Genomic DNA, 17602 nt, shown 5'->3' on the forward strand with positions numbered 1-17602 from the left:
AATTTGGATTGTTCATATATATTTGTTACAATAATCAATCTCGAATTATAGATATTTATGTTTCCGACGCTGATTAGAAGATCCGATCCGGGTTTCTGAGCATGCGACCCGCATCAGCGCATAAGCGCACCAATCCCTTGCTCATACGCAGCGCCCGATCGTGCCGAAAATTTGTGCGCCCGCGCACGATGCTCCTGGACGCGGAGCGATGCCACACGACCGCGCGCGTTCAGCCATAGGCCGAGGGACCGGGAGAACGCCCGCGCTTCGATGATCAATCCGCGCGCCGCAGCCAGCCGTGCCGACCGCGGCGCGCGAGAATCCCAAGATTACATCGGCGGGGTCAGGCCGTCCTTGCCGACCGCCACGAGCTTGCCCTCGGCCTTGGCGCCATCCTTGGCGACCACGGCGAAAACCTTGGAGCCGGGGGCCAGGATCGCCTTGTCGGCCGGCTCGAAGGCGACGATCGGCGCCGAGGCCGGCACCACGATCTCCTTGGACCCGTCCTTGCCGTAGCTCACCGTCAGGGTGCGCTCACCGCCGGACGCCGCCTTGTCGGCCTTCACGGTGCCGTTGGTCATCGCGCTCTTCACCTTGGGGGCGTTGGCGGTCTCGGCCTTCACGGTGCCGTTGGTCATGGCGCTCTTCACCTTCGAGCCGGCGCCGCCGGTCTGGTCGGTGATCGTGTCCCAGCCGTAATGGCCCTCGCCGGTGCCGCGCATCGACTCGGGGAACAGCACGACTTCGAGCGCCGTCATCGGGTTCTCGCCCTTGGTGGCGGTGCCGATGAAGACGCCGTCCTTGATCGCGTCGAGGCTCGACGGGACCACCCAGGCGAACTTCGCGCCGCCGACATCCACGGTCTCGGACTTGCCGTCCTCGGTCTTGATCGTGAGGGTGCTGCCCTCCGCCTTGTCGATGGTGCCGCGGACGCGCTCGACCTGGGCGGCGAAGGCCGCGCTCGACAGGAGGGCCGTCAGTCCGGCGGCGGCGGCGAGGGTCTTGCTGAGATGCTTCATCGGGGGTCCCATCCTGGCTTCAGGAGCCGGGTTATGGGGCGCTGGCCGCGTCAAACAAGGTTGTGCGCAAACGAAACGTGCTCGTCCAAGCCAAAAAGAAGGCGGCGCCCCGGGGGCGCCGCCTCAAAAGAACCGGATGGGCGGCGCGGACGCCGCCCGTGGTGGATCAGGCCGCGAGCGAGCGCAGCACGTAGGGCAGGATGCCGCCGTTGCGGAAGTATTCCAGCTCGTCGAGCGTATCGATCCGGCAGGTGAGCGGCACCGCCGTCTTCGATCCGTCCGCCGCGGTGATCTCCGCGACCAGGGTCTGGCGCGGCTTCAGCTCACCCGACAGGCCCTTGATGGTGACGGTCTCGTCGCCCTTCAGGCCCAGCGACGCCCAAGAGGTCTCGCCCTGGAACACCAGCGGGACGATGCCCATGCCGACCAGGTTCGAGCGGTGGATGCGCTCGAAGCTCTCGGCGACCACGGCGCGGATGCCGAGCAGCTTCGTGCCCTTGGCCGCCCAGTCGCGCGACGAGCCGGTGCCGTATTCCTTGCCGGCGAAGACCACGAGCGGGGTGCCGCTCTCGGCGTATTTCTGCGCCGCGTCGTAGATGAACATCTTCTCGCCGGTGGGCTGGAACAGCGTCCAGCCGCCCTCGACCACCGTGCCGGACGGGTCCCGGACCATCTGGTTCTTGATGCGGATGTTGGCGAAGGTGCCCCGCATCATCACCTCGTGGTTGCCGCGCCTCGTGCCGTACTGGTTGAAGTCCTGCACGCGGACCTGGTGCGCCTGCAGGTACTCGCCGGCCGGCGAAGCCGCCCGGATGTTGCCCGCGGGCGAGATGTGGTCGGTGGTGATCGAGTCGAGGAAGAGCCCGAGGATGCGGGCGTCCTCGATGTCCTCCACGGGCTTGGGCGTCTTCTCCATGCCGACGAAGTACGGGGGGTTCTGCACGTAGGTGGAGCCGGGGTTCCACGCGAAGGTCTCGGCCTCGGTGACCTCGACGTCCTTCCAGTTCTGGTCGCCGCCGAACACGTCGGCGTAGCGGCGCTTGAACAGCTCAGAGGTGATGTTCTCCTCGATGAACTGCTGCACCTCCGCCGAGGACGGCCAGATGTCCCGCAGGTAGATCGGCTTGCCGTCGGAGCCGTGGCCCAGCGGCTCGGTGGTGATGTCGATCTGCATCGAGCCGGCGAGCGCGTAGGCGACGACGAGCGGCGGCGAGGCGAGGTAGTTCGCCCGCACGTCGGGGTTCACGCGACCCTCGAAGTTGCGATTGCCCGAGAGCACCGCGGCGGCCACGACGTCGTTGTCGTTGATCGCCTTGGAGATCGCCTCCGGCAGCGGGCCGGAATTGCCGATGCAGGTGGTGCAGCCGAAGCCGACGAGGTTGAAGCCCAGCGCGTCGAGGGGCTCCTGCAGGCCGGATTTCTCCAGATACTCGCCGACGACCTGCGAGCCGGGGGCGAGCGAGGTCTTCACCCAGGGCTTCGAGCGCAGGCCCTTGGCGACGGCGTTGCGGGCGAGGAGCCCTGCGCCGATCATCACGGAGGGGTTCGACGTGTTGGTGCAGCTGGTGATCGCCGCGATCACCACGTCGCCGTGCCCGATGTCGAAGTTCGTGCCCTCGACCGCGTAGCGGCTGGCGAGGTCGGCGGCCTTCTTGAACTCGGTCTCCATCGAGGCCGCGAAGCCCGGCTTGGCCGCGTCGAGCAGCACCCGGTCCTGCGGGCGCTTCGGGCCGGCGAGCGAGGGCCGGACCTCGCCCATGTCGAGCTGCAGCGAATCGGTGAAGACCGGGTCGGGCGTGTTCGCGTCGCGCCACATGCCCTGCGCCTTGGCGTAGGCCTCCACCAGGGCGATCCGGTCGTCGGCGCGGCCGGTGACCTTCAGGAAGTCGATGGTGCGCTGGTCGATCGGGAAGAAGCCGCAGGTGGCGCCGTATTCCGGGGCCATGTTGGAGATCGTGGCCCGGTCGGCGACCGCCATGTCGTCGAGGCCGGGGCCGTAGAACTCCACGAACTTGCCGACCACGCCCTTCTTGCGCAGCATCTGGGTGACGGTGAGCACCAGGTCGGTGGCGGTGGTGCCCTCGGGCAGCTTGCCCGACAGCTTGAAGCCCACGACCTCGGGGATCAGCATCGAGAGTGGCTGGCCGAGCATGGCCGCCTCGGCCTCGATGCCGCCGACGCCCCAACCGAGCACCGCCATGCCGTTGACCATGGTGGTGTGCGAATCGGTGCCGACCAGCGAATCGGGATAGGCGATCTCGGCCCCGTCCTCGGACTTCGTCCAGACGGTCTGGGCCAGGTATTCCAGGTTCACCTGGTGGCAGATGCCGGTGCCCGGGGGGACCACGGAGAAGTTGTCGAACGCCGATTGGCCCCACTTCAGGAAGGTGTAGCGCTCGCCGTTGCGCGAGTATTCCAGCGCGACGTTGTCGGCCAGCGCCTTGGGGGTGCCGAACTCGTCGACGATCACCGAGTGGTCGATGACCAGATCCACCGGCACCAGCGGGTTGATCTTCTGCGGGTCGCCGCCGAGCGCCACCATGGCGTCGCGCATGGCCGCCAGATCGACCACGGCCGGGACGCCGGTGAAGTCCTGCATCAGCACGCGGGCGGGCCGGAAGGCGATCTCGACCTCGGCCTTGCCCTTCTCGGCGAGCCAGCCGACCGTCGCTGCGATGTCGGCCTTGCGGACGGAGCGGTCGTCCTCGAAGCGCAGCAGGTTCTCCAGGAGGACCTTCATGGCGAAGGGCAGCGCGGTGGCGGAGGCGAGGCCGTTCTTCTCGGCCTCGGGGATCGAGTAGTAGGTGTAGGTCTTGCCGCCGGCTTCGAGCGTCTGGCGGGCCTTGTAGCTGTCGAGTGATGGCACGGCTGGTTCAATCCTCGCTGCGGGTTGTCGAACACGCGCAGGCAAGACCTGCGCTACGAAGTCTGTGTTCGGCCTGTGTAGCGCCCGACGGGCGCGCGCCGCCCCGGGAGTGCCCGGGCAGGACGATGCGCGGGGGCGATTTGGACGCCCGTGGAGCCGCGCGGCGCAGCCAGATCCCGATATAGAACTTTTCGAATCTGGCCGCTACCGGGTTGCGATGACAGCCGCGCTACGCTGTCGGGCGCCGGGACGCATGCCGCACGGTCGCATCCCCGGCGAAGGCGCGCATTTTAGCGGCGATGCGGGGGCCGGCCACAAGCGTCTCCCCTCGCCCGCAGAGGCTACGAGGTGCAGACATCGCTGCCGGATGTGGGCCAGAACTAACCCCGAGCGCGTCTCCCTCCCCCCTCTGCGGGGGAGGGAGCGCGCGCAGCAAAGCCGGATCGTCACCGGCGCGGGATGCCCGTCACCCCCGCTCGGGCGCCCCTGCCCCCGACAGCGCCTTGAACCGATTCGGCTGGGCGGCGAGCTTGCGCAGGGACGCCACGTTGGAGGCGGCCTCCTCGGGACCCATGTCCCGGCGCAGGACGGTCTCGGCGTCGGCGAATCGGCCCTTCAGGCCGAGGACGAGGGCTAGGTTCGCCCGGACGCGGGCGTCGGCGCCCGGTTGGTCGGCGGCCAGCCGCAAGGTCTGCTCGGCCTGGTCGAGGTTGCGCGACAACGCGTAGGACAGGCCGAGATTCGAGAGCAGCGACGGCTCGTTCGGCCGGATCTTGAGCGCGGCCTCGTAGAAGCTCTGGGCCCGCGCCTGCTCGCCGAGCTGCGCGGAGGCCGAGCCCTGGGCCGACAGGATGCGCCAGTCGGGTGAGGCCGGGGAATGGGCGTTGGCGAGGACGTCGATCGCCTCGCGGTAGCGGCCGGCCTCCACCAGCGACTTGCCGTAGGCGCCGAGGATGAACGTGTCGCGCGGGTTGCGCAGGGCCGCCTGCTGCAGCACCGCGGAGGCTTGGGCCGCCTGATCGTTCGACCGGAGGGCGCGGGCATACGCGAGGGCCGCGCGCCCTTCGCCGGGATTGGCGTTGAAGCGCTCGGCCAGCCCTTCGAGGTCTTGCCGCGAGGCCGACTCCTGGCGCGGCGCGACCTGCCGCTCGCCGATCGAGCCGGTGGTCTCCGGGGACCGGGTGTTGCAGCCGGCAAGGCCCAGCGCCACGATGATGGCCGCGGCGGCAAGGCCGGCGCGGCGGCGGTTGGAAGCCGGGGTCGGGATGACCCGGATCGGGGCCGTCATCATGGTGCGCTCCGCCGGCACTGGCCGGGCGGGCTCCGGCCCACGCTTCACCCTCCCGGCCGGCCGGTGATAGAGCGTTAACCCTAACCACCGGTTAAGCCGCTGCCGGCCCGACCGCCGCACGAGAGGCACATGACCCAGGCCGACACCCCAGCGACGCACGCCGCCCTGCTGCCCGCCGACACGCCGTCCGTTCCGGTCACCCTGGTTACGACGGCATCCTGGAGCGAGGCCGAAGCGGCCCTGGAACCGGCGCACAGGCGTTTCGCGCAAACAATCGGCTTCAAGCCGAAGGCCGGGAGCCTGGCGCTGCTGCCGGGCCCGGACGGCGGTCTCGCGCGGGTGCTGTTCGGCCTCGGCGATCCGGAGGCGGCCACCTATGACCGGCTGATCGCCGGCAAGCTGCCCGCCCTGCTTCCGGACGGGACGTTTCGCCTGGAGAACGCCCCGGACCCGGCCGAGGCCGCGCTGGCCTGGCTGATGGGCAGCTACCGCTTCGGCCGGTACCGGACGGCCGGGGGGACGAAGGCGCGGCTGGCGGCGCCGGCCGGGATCGACGGGGCCGAGGTCGAGCGGGTCGCCGCCGCGGTGGCGATGGGCCGCGACCTGATCAACACCCCCGCCAACGATCTCGGGCCCGCCGAGATCGAGGCCGCCGCCCGGGCGCTGGCCGAGCGCCACGGGGCGTCGATCGAGGTCACGCAGGGCGAGGCGCTCGCCAAAGCGTTTCCCCTGATCCACGCGGTCGGGGTCGCCTCGCCCCGGGCGCCGCGCCTGATCGACCTGACCTGGGGGCCGGCGGACGCGCCGCGGGTGACGCTTGTCGGCAAGGGCGTCGCCTTCGACACCGGCGGGCTCGACATAAAGCCCTCCTCCGCGATGCTGCTGATGAAGAAGGACATGGGCGGCGCCGCGGTGGCGCTGGCGGCCGCCGACATGATCATGGGCGGGGGCCTCAAGATCCGCCTGCGCGTGCTGATCCCGGCGGTGGAGAACGCGGTCTCGGGCAACGCCTTCCGCCCCAGCGACGTGCTGCCCAGCCGGGCGGGCTTGAGCGTCGAGATCGGCAACACCGACGCGGAGGGGCGGCTGATCCTGGCCGACGCGCTGGCGCTCGCCGACGCGGAGGAGCCCGCTTTGATCCTCGACTTCTCGACGCTCACGGGCGCCGCCCGGGTGGCGCTCGGGCCGGACCTGCCGGCGTTCTTCACCGAGGACGAGGCCCTGGCGGCCTCCGTAGCGGAGGCGGGGCGGAGCGCGGTCGACCCGATCTGGCGGATGCCGCTGCACGCCCCCTACGCGAGCCTGCTCGATTCGAAGGTGGCCGACCTCAACAACGTCTCGGGCGGCCCGTTCGCCGGGGCGATCACCGCGGCGTTGTTCCTGCGCCGCTTCGCCCCGAAGACCAAGGCGCACGGCCATTTCGACCTGTACGGCTGGAACCCCTCGACCAAGCCGGGACGGCCGGAGGGCGGCGAGGTCCAGACCGCCCGGCTGACCTACGCGCTGCTCAAGGCCCGCTACGGGGCCTGACCGCGCCGGTCAGGCCAGGCCCGACAGCCGCAGCAGCATCCCGGCCCCGGCACACAGCGCCAGGGTCGGCAGCGCCCCGAGGCCGAACCGGAACACCGCCAGGATCGCCGCCAGCGTCAGCACCAGGGCGGCGGGATCGAGGCTGGCGGGGACGGGCAGGTCGAGGCGCAGTGGTCCGAGCGGCATCGTCCGGACCTCGGAAAACAGCGTCCGCAGCCCGAACCAGACCGCGAGGTTGAGGATCACCCCCGCCACCGCGGCGGTGATCGCCGAGAGTGCGCCGGCGAGCAGGCGGCTTCCGCGCAGGCGCCCGATCAGCGGCGCACCCGCGAAGATCCACAGGAAGCACGGCGCGAAGGTGACCCACGTGGTCAGCAGCCCGGCCAGCGTCCCCGCCAGCAGCGGCGGCAGGGTGCCGGGGGCCCGGTAGCCGGCCAGGAAGCCGACGAACTGGAGCACCATGATCAGCGGCCCCGGGGTGGTCTCGGCGAGCCCGAGCCCGTCGAGCATCTCCCCGGGCCGCAGCCAGCCGTAATGCTCCACCGCCTGCTGGGCCACGTAGGCGAGCGCCGCGTAGGCGCCCCCGAAGGTCACCACCGCCATCTTGGCGAAGAACACAGCCACCTGCCCGAAGACCGGGGGCGGCCCGGGCAGGAGCAGCAGGGCGGCCACCGGCAGGAGCCAGATCGCCAGCCACAGGACGGCGACGCGCAGGGATTCCGATGGCCCCGCGCGCTCGCGCGGCAGCATCGCCGCACCGATCAGGAACCCGGCCTCGTCGTTTCCCTCCGCCTCCGCAGGCGTCGCCGCGGGCCTTCGCCCCAGCACGAGGCCGAGGGCGCCCGCCGCGACCACGACCAGCGGGAACGGCACCGCGAGCAAGAAAATCGCCCCGAAGGCGGCGGCCGCGATCAGCCGGTCCGCCCGTCCGCGCAGGGCCCGCCCGCCGAGGCGCCAGAGCGCGTGCAGCACGATGGCGAGCACCGCCGCCTTGAGCCCGAAGAACAGGCCGGCGACGAGATCGACCGCGCCGTACAGGACGTAGAGCCAGCTCAGGCCCATCAGGGCGAGCAGCCCCGGCAGCACGAACAGCCCGCCCGCGACGAGGCCGCCGGCGGGGCCGTGCATCAGCCAGCCGATATAGGTCGCGAGCTGCTGCGCCTCCGGCCCCGGCAGGAGCGTGCAGAAGCCGAGCCCGTGCAGGAAGCGCCGCTCGGAGATCCAGCGCCGCTCGTCCACCAGGATGCGGTGCATCACGGCGATCTGCCCGGCGGGACCGCCGAAGGACAAGGCCGCCACCCGCAGCCAGACCGGCACGGCCTGCCGCAGGGTCGGGCGCGGGACGGAAGCCGCGCCCGCCGGGCTCGCGCCGCCCGTCAGGCCGCCGGTCAAACCGTCCGGGGCAGCGCCGTCTCGATCAGGCGCGCCCACAGCGAAGCCCCGTACGGGGTCGCGGAATCGTTGAAATCGTAGTGCGGGTGGTGGAGCGAGGCACTGTCGCCGTTACCGATGAACATGTAGGCGCCGGGGCGGCGGCCGAGCATGTAGGAGAAGTCCTCTGCCGTCATCATCGGCGCGACGGTCCGGTCGACATTCTCCGCCCCGACCAGCGCCTCCGCCACGCCGGCCATGAAGTCGGTCTCGGCCGGGTGGTTCTCGGTGACCGGGTAGCTCGACCCGTATTCGACCACGCCGGTGGCGCCGAAGGCCCCGGCCACCTCGGTGACCAGGGTCTCGATCCGCGCCTTGACCTGGCTGCGGACTGACTTGGAGAGCGTGCGCATGGTGCCTCGCATGGTCACGCTCTGCGGCAGCACGTTGAACGCCTCGCCGGCATCGAGCGCGCAGACCGAGACTACGGCCGAGTCCAGAGGATCGAGGTTGCGCGACACGATGCTCTGCAGGGCGATGATCACGTGGCTCGCCACCAGCACGCTGTCGACGGCGTTCTGCGGCAGGGCCGCGTGGCCGCCCCGCCCCTCGATGGTGAGGGTGAAGCGGTCGGTGGACGCCATGATCGGCCCGGGCCGGATCGCGAAGGTGCCGACCGCCATGCCGGGGATGTTGTGCATCCCGTAGACCGATTCGATGCCGAACCGCTCCATCAGGCCGTCCTCGACCATCGCCTCGCCGCCGCCGCCGCCCTCCTCGGCCGGCTGGAAGATCAGCACCGCGGCGCCGTCGAAGTCCCTTGTCTCGGCGAGGTACTTGGCCGCCCCGAGCAGCATCGTGGTGTGCCCGTCATGGCCGCAGGCGTGCATCTTGCCCGGCACCGTGGAGCGGTAGGGCAGGTCCCGGACCTCCTGGATCGGCAGCGCGTCCATGTCGGCGCGCAGCCCGATGGCGCGGTTCGAATTCCGGCCGTTGCCGCGGATCACCCCGACCACGCCGGTCCGGCCGATACCGGTCTCCACCGCGTCGCAGCCGAAGGCCCGCAGCTGATCGGCTACGAACCCCGCCGTCCGCTCCACGTCGTAGAGCAGCTCCGGGTGGGCGTGGAGGTCGTGCCGCCACGCGGTCATCGTGTCGGCGAAGGCGCGGATCCGTTCGAGGGCGGGCATGGGTCCGGGGCTTTCGTGGCCTTGAGGTCTCGGCGAGAGACTCGGCCGGTCCAGCAAAGCCGGGGCCAGACGCGGCGTCAACGGCCGCGCTTGTCGCGCAAAACTCCGAACCGCCTTCGATCGATGATTTTGGACGTTGTTCGGCGGCTCAATGCGCCTTGCCGGTCAGCCACAACATGCCAAATCCAAGGGCAAGCCCCTCAAGCGGAACGGCGAGGAAACTTGCGAACTGAAGTGTCGTCATGGGTCCAGACTCCCGAGAGGGGATCGTGCCACCAGATCTAGGGTACTGCTCGACAACGAGAAAACGCCGAGCAGAATGAAAGCGCCGGCAAGGAAGCCATATTGCTCCGTGACGATACCAAGGGCCGTGATGAAGGGTGAGAGGCCGCCGACAGCGAAGACAGCAATGGACAAGCCATTGATATAAGTCGCCGTCAGCTTCGCCTGCTCGTTGGCGACAAACTTACGCCGAGCGTCCACCTCCGGTATTAAACCCGTCATTCTCACCCCCTCCGCACAGGGCTCCGCTGACCCAGACCGCGACTCGATGTTCGAGTTAAGCGCGGCCCATCCGACGTGGCGAGGTCGTCGAGGATCGGGCAATCAGGCCGCTGGTCGCCGCAGCAGCTTTCGGCGAGGCGCTCCAGGGTCCGGGCCATGCCCTCCAGCTCGCCGATCCGGCGGCGCAGGTCGGCGATCTGCTCCTCGGCGATCGCCTTCACGCCGGCGCTCGGCCGGGCGCGGTCGCGCCACAGTGCCAGCAGGTCCGCGATGGCCTCGACGCTGAAGCCGAGGTCGCGGGCGCGGCGGACGAACCGCAGGGTGTGCAGGTCCGCGTCGTCGTAGTGGCGGTAGCCCGCCTCGGAGCGGGTCGCGGGCGGCAGCAGGCCGGTCGCCTCGTACCAGCGGATCATCTTGGCCGAGACGCCGGTGCGCCGGGCCGCCTCGCCGATGGTGATGGGTCCCGCGCTCATGCCGGCCTCGGCACCGGTGCGGATGCTTCGGCGGCGGGCGCGGCCCGGCCCCCGGCCCGGCGCAGCCGCAGGGCGTTGCCGAGGACGAAGACGCTCGAGAACGCCATCGCGCCCGCGGCCAGGACCGGCGACAGGGCCGGCCCGCCGAACGGCACCAGCAGGCCCGCGGCCACGGGGATCAGGGCCGCGTTGTAGGCGAAGGCCCAGAACAGGTTCTGGCGGATGTTGGCCATCACCGCCCGGGACAGGGCGAGCGCCTCCACCAGCGCCTGCGGCTCCCCCGACATCAGCACCACGTCGGCGCTCTCGACGGCGATGTCGGTGCCGGTGCCGAGGGCGAGGCCGACATCGGCCTCGGCCAGGGCCGGGGCATCGTTGATGCCGTCGCCCACGAAGGCCACGGGCCCATGCGCCGCCCGCAATCCCTTCACGGTTTCGACCTTGCCCCCGGGCAGGATCCCAGCCGCCACATCGTCCATGCCGAGGTTCTTCGCGATCCCGGCGGCGGTGCGGGCGTCGTCGCCCGTCACCATCGCCACCACGAGGCCCTGCGCCTTCAGCGCCGCCACGGCCTCGCGGGCGCCCGGCTTCACCGGGTCGGCCACGGCCAGCAATCCGGCATGGCGGCCGTCGAGGGCGAGGTGGATCGGGCTCTTGCCGTCTACGGCCAGCGCTCCGGCCCGGGCTGCGAGGTCCGGGTCCAGGGCGATGCCGAGCCTGGCGAGGTAGCGCGGCGCGCCGAGAGCCACGCGTCGGCCCGCGACCCGTCCGGATACGCCGAACCCCTCCACCGCCTCGAAGCGCTCGGGCTCGGGCCTGTCGAGGCCCCGGACGCGGGCGGCCGCCACCACGGCGCCGGCCAGCGGATGCTCGGACCGGCTCTCCAGGCCGGCCGCCAGCGCCAGCGCCTCGTCCTCCGCGAAACCCGCGGCCACGACGAGATCGGTGACCCGCGGGCGGCCCTCGGTGAGGGTGCCGGTCTTGTCGAGCGCGACGACGCGCACGTCGCGCAGGCGTTGCAGGGCCGCGCCGTCGCGGAACAGGATGCCCCGGCCCGCCGCCCGCCCGGTCCCGACCAGGATGGCGGTGGGCGTGGCCAACCCCATGGCGCAGGGGCAGGCGATGATCAGCACCGCCACGGCGTTGACCAGGGCCGGCCCGAGGGCGGGGGCCGGGGCCAGGATCAGCCAGCCCAGGAACGTCGCGAGCGCGATCCCGATCACCGCCGGGACGAAGCGCCCGGTGACGCGATCGACCAGTGCCTGGATCGGCAGCTTGCCGCCCTGCGCTCGCTCCACCAGGGCGGCGATCTGCGCCAGCACAGTGGCGCCGCCGACCGCGTCGACCCGCAGGTCGAGGCTGCCGCGGCCGTTGAGGGTGCCGCCGACCATCCGGTCCCCCGGCCCCTTGCGCACCGGCGCGGGCTCCCCCGTCACCATGCTCTCGTCGACGTGGCTCGTGCCGGACACGACCGCGCCGTCGGCCGCGACCCGCTCGCCGGGTCTGACGCGGACCACATCGCCGATGCGGAGTTCCGCCAGCGGCACCGCGACCTCGGAACCGTCGCGGATCACCCGGGCGGTCTTGGGCGCCAGATCCATCAGCCGCGCGATCGCCTGACCGGTCCGGCCCCGGGCGCCGGCCTCCAGATTCCGCCCGAGCAGGATCAGCGTGACGATCAGCACGCTGGCCTCGAAATAGAGATGCGCCGCGCCCGCGGGCAGCAAGCCTGGGGTCAGGGCCGAGACCAGGGAGTAGAGGTAGGCGGCCCCCGCCCCGAGGGCGACCAGGGCGTTCATGTCGGGATGGCCGCGCAGCAGGCCCGGTACGCCCCGCAGGAAGAAGCGGCGGCCGGGCCAGGCGAGCACCAGGGTCGCCAGGGCGGCCTGGACCAGGGCCGTGGCCGGGCCGGCATGGAAGCCGGGCAGAAGGTGGCCGCCCATGTCGAGGACGACCACGGGGGCGGACAGCAGCGCCGCCGCGGCGAGGTCGCGGCGGAGCGCGCGGCCCTCGGCTTCCTGCCGGGCCGCGGGATCGGTTCGCGGCCCGTCGTCGAGGGGCCGGGCTTCGTAGCCCGCCGCCGCCACGGCCGCCACGAGGTCGCCGACGGGGACCAGGCCCTCCGGATGGCGGATCGCGGCCTGGCCGGTGACCAGGTTGACGCTGGCGCCGCTCACCCCCGGCAGGGCGGCGAGCGCGCGCTCGACCCGTCCGACGCAGGACGCGCAGGACATCCCCGCGACGGCGATCCGGCTCTCGGTCTCCGGGACCGGGTAGCCGGCATCCGCCAGCGCGGCCGCGGCGTCGGCCGGACCCGCGCCGCCGTCGAGGACGAGGCTGGCGCGGTTGGTGGCGAGGTTGACCGCCACGTCGCGGGCACCGGGCAGCGCCTTCAGGGCGCGCTCGACCCGTCCGACGCAGGACGCGCAGGACATCCCATGGACGGGGAAGCTCAGGGAGACGGGTTCGGGCACGGGGGCGGTTCCGATCGAAGCATCCATGCCGCCTCAGATGGGGCTTCCCATCATGGGAAGGTCAAGGGCCTTGCGGATCGCGTTGCCGAATCGCGGATGGGCCGACAAAGTGGGCGGGCATCGGTATGCGATCGGATTCCTTCGTCGGGCCGGGTAACGCGTGGGTAGGACGAAATGCGGGGCCCCGCTCCCGTGCGGGCTAACGGATTCACTTATTGCAGTCCGGATGGTTCTGGGCCGCGAGAGAAATATGTCCGAGGCCAACACGCGCCGTCCCTCCCCCCGCAGAGGGGGGAGGGAGACGCGCTTGGGGTCAGACTTGGCCCACATCCACCAGCCGATATGTGAACCGTGTCACCCAGCGCTGCGAGGCCGCCGATGGCCGAACCCCTGATCATCTACGGCGATCCGGGCTCCGGGAACTGCCTGAAGGTCAAATGGGTGGCCGATCATCTCGGCATCCCGGCGACGTGGCGCACCATCGATGTGCCGGGCGGCGGGGCGCGTGAGCCGGCGTTCCTGGCGCTGAACCCCGCCGGCCGGGTGCCCCTGGTCGTCTTCCCCGACGGCGAGACGCTGTCGGAGTCGAACGCGATCATCATCCATCTGGCCGAAGGCTCGGCGTTGATTCACGAAGCGGCGCGGGCCCGGGCCCGCATGCTACAATGGATGTTCTGGGAGCAGTACAGCCACGAGCCGTATATCGCGGTCCGCCGCTACCAGCTGCATTACCTCAAGCGGTCGCCGGACGACCTCGATCCCAGGCTCTCCGAGCGCGGCGCGGACGCCCTGCGGCTGATGCAGGGAGCGCTCGACCGATCCGCCTTCCTGGTCGGCGATCGCCTGACGCTCGCCGACGTGGCGCTCGTGGCCTACACCCGCATGGCCCATGAGGGCGGGTTCGACCTCGCCCCATACCCAGCTCTCCGTCCCTGGATCGCCCGCGTCGAGACGGCGCTCGGGATCGGCCCCTACACCTGATCGGCGACCCGGGCCACCTCGGCGTCGCCGCCGTATTCCGGCAGGCTGACGCGCACGGTGGTCCCCTGCCCGACCGTACTCTCGATGGCGAGGCGGCCCCGGTGGCGGTTGAGGCTGTGCTTGACGATGGCGAGGCCGAGGCCCGTCCCGCCCCGGGCGCGGCTTGAGGCCACGTCGACCCGGTAGAAGCGCTCGGTCAGGCGCGGGATGTGCTCGGGCGGGATGCCGGGGCCGTCATCCGTCACCGACAGCACGATCCGGCGGCCGAGCCGGGGGTCGTCCTCCCGGGACAGGCCGACGCCGACATGGCCGCCGCCGTACTTCACGGCGTTCTCGATCAGGTTCTCGATCACCCGGGCGAGCTCGTCGGCATCCCCGGGCACGGGATAGGGGCCGTCGCTGTCCGCGAACCGCACGGTGGCGCCCCGCGCCTCGGCGGGGGGCCCCTGCGCGTCGACCATCTGGCGGGCGAGCGCCCCGAGATCGACCACGGTGGTCGGGGCCACATGCTCGCGCAGCTCGATCCGCGACAGGGACAGCAGGTCGTCGATCAGCCGGGTCATGCGCTGGGCCTGGACGCGCATGATCTCCAGGAAGCGCTCGCGCGCCTGCGTGTCCTCGCGGGCCGGGCCCTGCAGGGTCTCGATGAAGCCGATCAGGGTGGCCAGCGGCGTGCGCAGCTCGTGGCTGGCATTGGCCACGAAATCGACCCGCATCGCCTCGAGCCGGCGGGCCGAGGTGAGGTCGCGCAGGAACAGCACCGCGCTGACCCCCGACCCGTCGGGCATCGGCAGGGCGCCGATCTGGACCTCGAAGGTCCGCTCCAGAGGCACCCGGGTCGACAGAGGGACCCGGCGGGGCATGCCGGAACTCAGCACCGCCTCGACCCCGTCGAGGACCTCCGGGCTGCGCAGCGCGAAGGACAGGGGCCGGGCCTGAAGCAGGGCCGGCAGCAGCGCCCGGGCCGCCGGGTTGGCCTCCACCACCAGGGTGCGGCGGTCCACCAGGATGACCGGATCGGGCACGTGGGCCAGCAGCGCCTCGGCGATCGCGTGGCGCTGGGCCGTCGCCGCCGGCCGCGGCCGCGGGGCCTCCGGGCCGCGCCCCCCGAGCCAGCCGCCGAGGCAGACCGAGCCGAGGCCGGCCAGGATCAGCGGAAGGTCGAGCCGGCCGGACAGCGCGAGGGCGACGGCGAACAGGCCGGCCGCGATCGCGGCGCCCGTCCAGGCCTGGGAACTGCGCGGGCGGTCGGTCATGGTGGACGGCGGGCCGGTGGGGTTACCGGGACTCGGTGTCGTCGGGCCAGGGGCGGCCGGACGGGCCGGCCGTGCCTTCCGGCGGCCCCGGATCGCGCGCGCCGCCGGCCCGCTTCACGATCTCGTAGAGGCCCAGCATCGCCAGGGCGACCATGAACGGCACGACGTAGTAGCAGCCCCGGAACAGCAGCAGCGAAGTCAGCACCTCGTTGCGCGGCAGGCTCGACAGGGCGAGCAACACGGTGGCTTCGAACACCCCGATGCCCCCGGGGGCGTTGGAGGCGATGCCCAGCATCGCGGCCAGCACGTAGATCGCCAGGAAGGTGGTGAAGCCCAGCGTCATCCCCTGGGGCAGCAGGACGTAGAGCACCGCCGCCGCCGCGCAGACGTCGCCGATCCCGACGATCATCTGGCCGATCGACACCGAGGCGCCCGGCAGCTCCAGCCGCCACTGCTTGACCGTGATGCTGCGCTTCTTGGCCGAGACCCAGGCGAGGTAGCCCAGCACCAGGCCGAGGGCCACGAGGCCGACGCCCTGGTTGATCCGGATCGACGTGAAGGCGAGCCCGGCGAGCTGGCCGGCCTCGATGATCAGGCTCAGGCCCAGCACCACGCCCATGCCGAGCCAGAAGGTGAAGCCCGCGATGACCGTGAGCGCCGCGATCTTGGCCGTGGACAGGCCCTGCCGGGCGTAGATCCAGTAGCGGATCGTGCCGGCGGTCAGCAGCGGGAAGCCGAGGGTGAAGCTCACCGCGTAGCTGGTGAACGAGGCGAGCGCGGTGATCCGGTACGGCACCTTGATCCGCAGCTGGCGCAGGGCCAGCGCGTCGTAGCCCGTCAGGAACAGGTAGCTGATCCCGACGAACAGGAAGGCCAGGCCGAGCTGCTCGCCGGTGGCCGCCGCCACCGCCGCCCGCACCTCCGCCCAGCTCACGCTCTGGACGAGCTTCCACAGCACGCCGAGAGAGACCGCGAACAGCACGATGCTGGCGGCCGTGCCGATCCAGGCGTACCGGCCGCTCCAGCTCTTGCGCGGCTTGTCCGCGACAGCGTCATGCTTGACCGGCTCGACCGGCTCCGCCGGTCCCCGGTGCTGTCCCTGAAAGTTCATGCCGTTCGGCGTCCGCCCTTCCGGCTGCGCGGCCCGGCCGAAGGCCTGCGCCCGTACCGGATGATCCCGGACCGCGGCCCGTTGCCTCGCCATGTAGGCCGAACCGGCGCCCAAGGCCAGGGAAGGCCGGGATCCGATGGGGATCCGATCCTCAGCGCGGGGCGCGGCACAGGATCGCCGCGGCCTCCGACAGGCCCCGGCGGATCCGCGCGGGCACCTCCGGGGCGGTGCAGACATAGGTCGGGCTCGGGTGGGGGACCGCGATCAGCGGCAGGCCCGGGCGCAGGGCCGCGATCGCCGGCGCCGCCCCGCCGGCGGTGCGCCCGGCCAGCACCAGCACGGCGAGCCGGGGCAGCAGGTCCAGCAGCGGCGCCAGATAGGGCGCGGCCGCCGCGACCTCCGCCCGGCGCGGGGCCCGGTTGAGGGCGCCCGCCGCGTGGATCAGCCAGGGCACCGCGTTCCAGATCAGGGTGTCGCCCCGCGCGATGCCGGCCTCCTGCAGGAAGCGGAACAGGTTGGCGGCGGTGCCGTTCGCGCTGTCGCGGGTGACGAAGCCGGTGCGCAGCACGGCCGGCCCCGGCGTCTCCAGGAGCAGCAGCATCCTGGCCGCGACGCCACCGTCCAGGGGATCGGGCACCGGAACCGCCGCACCCCGCTCGGCGGCGATCCGGTCGGCCAGCGCGCGGATCGGGGCGATGTGGGGCGCATCGATCAGGGCCCGGCGGGCCGCGAGCGCCGCCGGGTCGGCGAGGGATTTGGGAGCCTGCGGCTCAGGCGGCATCGAGGCCGGGAATCGGTGCGGCGAGGCGGCCGGCGAAGCGGAAGCGCTCGATCCCCTCCTCCCGGGCGAGCCGGGCGTCGAGGCCGGCCGGGCCGCCGAACTGGAACCCGATCTGGCTGCCATAGGCCGCGCAGGCGGCGCGCTTGCGCGCCTGGGCCTCCGGATCCAGCGTCATCCGGTGCGACGGCAACCCGGCGAAGAGCTCGGCCAGGGGCTCCCGGGGTGCGGCCTCGCGGACCGTGTAGGGGAAGTCGCGCCACCACAGGATCGGGGGCGGCCCGTCGAGGCTGCGGAGCGCCCGGACGGCCTGGACGTGGTCGACATGGCCGCCGATGGCCTGCGGGGCGAGGACGAGAGCGGGCTTCTCCGCGGCGATCAGCGCGGCCAGGGCCGGCGCCAGGTCGGCCGCGATGGCGTCCTCGGCGCGGGTCTCGGAGAACAGCTCCGGCGCGGAACCGTAGCCCCGGTGCGGCGCCTCGCGGAACGGCAGGTGCCGGGGCGGCGCGATCCCGAGTTCGGCCGCGGCCCGCACGTCCTCGGCCCGGCGCAGGGCCATGTAGTCGACCTCCGCCGACAGCCCCTTGTCGAGCTGGCAGGCCAGCGCGAACCCCGTCGGATCGGCGACGCTGCCGGTGAACAGCGTGGCCATCACGACGTGCCAGCCCTCCCGGGCGAGGCTCGCGAGCAGGCCGCCACAGGAGAAGGCCGCGTCGTCGAGATGGGGCGAGAGGGCGAGGGCGGTGGGCACGCGGCGG

The 17602-nt window shown here is 71.9% G+C and carries 14 protein-coding genes; 2 read left to right on the forward strand and 12 right to left on the reverse strand.

Annotation, left to right across the window (positions count from 1 at the left end; genetic code table 11):
• Positions 1 to 329: 329 nt before the first annotated feature.
• From FV233_RS06180 to FV233_RS06190, 3 genes are all read right to left on the reverse strand, one after another.
• Positions 330 to 1019: a metal ABC transporter permease gene (locus FV233_RS06180; RefSeq protein WP_147896940.1), complete on the reverse strand. Its 690-nt coding sequence runs from the start codon at positions 1017 to 1019 to the stop codon at positions 330 to 332.
• 166 nt (positions 1020 to 1185) lie between these two features.
• Positions 1186 to 3885, reverse strand: a complete 2700-nt coding sequence (gene acnA / locus FV233_RS06185) for an aconitate hydratase AcnA (protein WP_147896941.1) — start codon at positions 3883 to 3885, stop codon at positions 1186 to 1188.
• Positions 3886 to 4351: 466 nt separating this feature from the next.
• A complete protein-coding gene (locus FV233_RS06190; RefSeq protein ID WP_147855684.1) occupies positions 4352 to 5176 on the reverse strand; it encodes a CDC27 family protein in 825 nt (274 codons plus the stop codon).
• Between the two features lie 129 nt (positions 5177 to 5305).
• Here FV233_RS06190 and FV233_RS06195 point away from each other — a divergent pair, with 129 nt between their 5' ends.
• Positions 5306 to 6706, forward strand: coding sequence for a leucyl aminopeptidase family protein (locus FV233_RS06195; RefSeq protein WP_147896942.1), 1401 nt, complete (start codon positions 5306 to 5308; stop codon positions 6704 to 6706).
• Positions 6707 to 6715: 9 nt separating this feature from the next.
• Here the strand turns inward: FV233_RS06195 and chrA are convergent, their stop codons facing one another.
• The 5 genes from chrA to FV233_RS06220 form a co-directional block, all read right to left on the reverse strand.
• Positions 6716 to 8098 (reverse strand): chromate efflux transporter, encoded by a 1383-nt coding sequence (gene chrA, locus FV233_RS06200; protein ID WP_147896943.1) that lies wholly within the window; start codon positions 8096 to 8098, stop codon positions 6716 to 6718.
• Positions 8095 to 9267 (reverse strand): M20 aminoacylase family protein, encoded by a 1173-nt coding sequence (locus tag FV233_RS06205; protein ID WP_147856485.1) that lies wholly within the window; start codon positions 9265 to 9267, stop codon positions 8095 to 8097. The genes chrA and FV233_RS06205 overlap by 4 nt, the downstream gene beginning before the upstream one ends.
• A gap of 240 nt (positions 9268 to 9507) precedes the next feature.
• On the reverse strand, positions 9508 to 9771 hold the full coding sequence (locus FV233_RS06210; protein ID WP_147856484.1) for an amino acid transporter: 264 nt from the start codon (positions 9769 to 9771) through the stop codon (positions 9508 to 9510).
• A 2-nt stretch (positions 9772 to 9773) separates the two neighbouring features.
• Positions 9774 to 10244: a Cu(I)-responsive transcriptional regulator gene (gene cueR, locus FV233_RS06215; protein ID WP_147856483.1), complete on the reverse strand. Its 471-nt coding sequence runs from the start codon at positions 10242 to 10244 to the stop codon at positions 9774 to 9776.
• Positions 10241 to 12745: a heavy metal translocating P-type ATPase gene (locus tag FV233_RS06220; RefSeq protein ID WP_147896944.1), complete on the reverse strand. Its 2505-nt coding sequence runs from the start codon at positions 12743 to 12745 to the stop codon at positions 10241 to 10243. Before FV233_RS06220 ends, cueR begins: the two co-directional genes overlap by 4 nt.
• Before the next feature lie 351 nt (positions 12746 to 13096).
• On the opposite strand from FV233_RS06220, the gene FV233_RS06225 reads away from it, so the two are divergent.
• Complete coding sequence (locus FV233_RS06225; protein ID WP_147896945.1) at positions 13097 to 13699, forward strand: glutathione S-transferase family protein; 603 nt, start codon at positions 13097 to 13099, stop codon at positions 13697 to 13699.
• Here the strand turns inward: FV233_RS06225 and FV233_RS06230 are convergent.
• From FV233_RS06230 to FV233_RS06245, 4 genes are all read right to left on the reverse strand, one after another.
• Complete coding sequence (locus FV233_RS06230) at positions 13690 to 14955, reverse strand: ATP-binding protein (protein ID WP_147896946.1); 1266 nt, start codon at positions 14953 to 14955, stop codon at positions 13690 to 13692. The genes FV233_RS06225 and FV233_RS06230 overlap by 10 nt on opposite strands.
• Before the next feature lie 22 nt (positions 14956 to 14977).
• Entirely contained in the window at positions 14978 to 16066 is a 1089-nt protein-coding gene (locus tag FV233_RS06235; protein WP_147896979.1) for a lysylphosphatidylglycerol synthase domain-containing protein, read from the reverse strand.
• A 151-nt stretch (positions 16067 to 16217) separates the two neighbouring features.
• A complete protein-coding gene (locus FV233_RS06240) occupies positions 16218 to 16847 on the reverse strand; it encodes a uracil-DNA glycosylase (protein WP_147896947.1) in 630 nt (209 codons plus the stop codon).
• On the reverse strand, positions 16837 to 17595 hold the full coding sequence (locus FV233_RS06245; RefSeq protein ID WP_147896948.1) for a PIG-L family deacetylase: 759 nt from the start codon (positions 17593 to 17595) through the stop codon (positions 16837 to 16839). Before FV233_RS06245 ends, FV233_RS06240 begins: the two co-directional genes overlap by 11 nt.
• Positions 17596 to 17602: the final 7 nt, after the last annotated feature.

It is taken from the genome of Methylobacterium sp. WL7, assembly GCF_008040085.1.
Taxonomy (GTDB): Bacteria; Pseudomonadota; Alphaproteobacteria; order Rhizobiales; family Beijerinckiaceae; genus Methylobacterium; species Methylobacterium mesophilicum.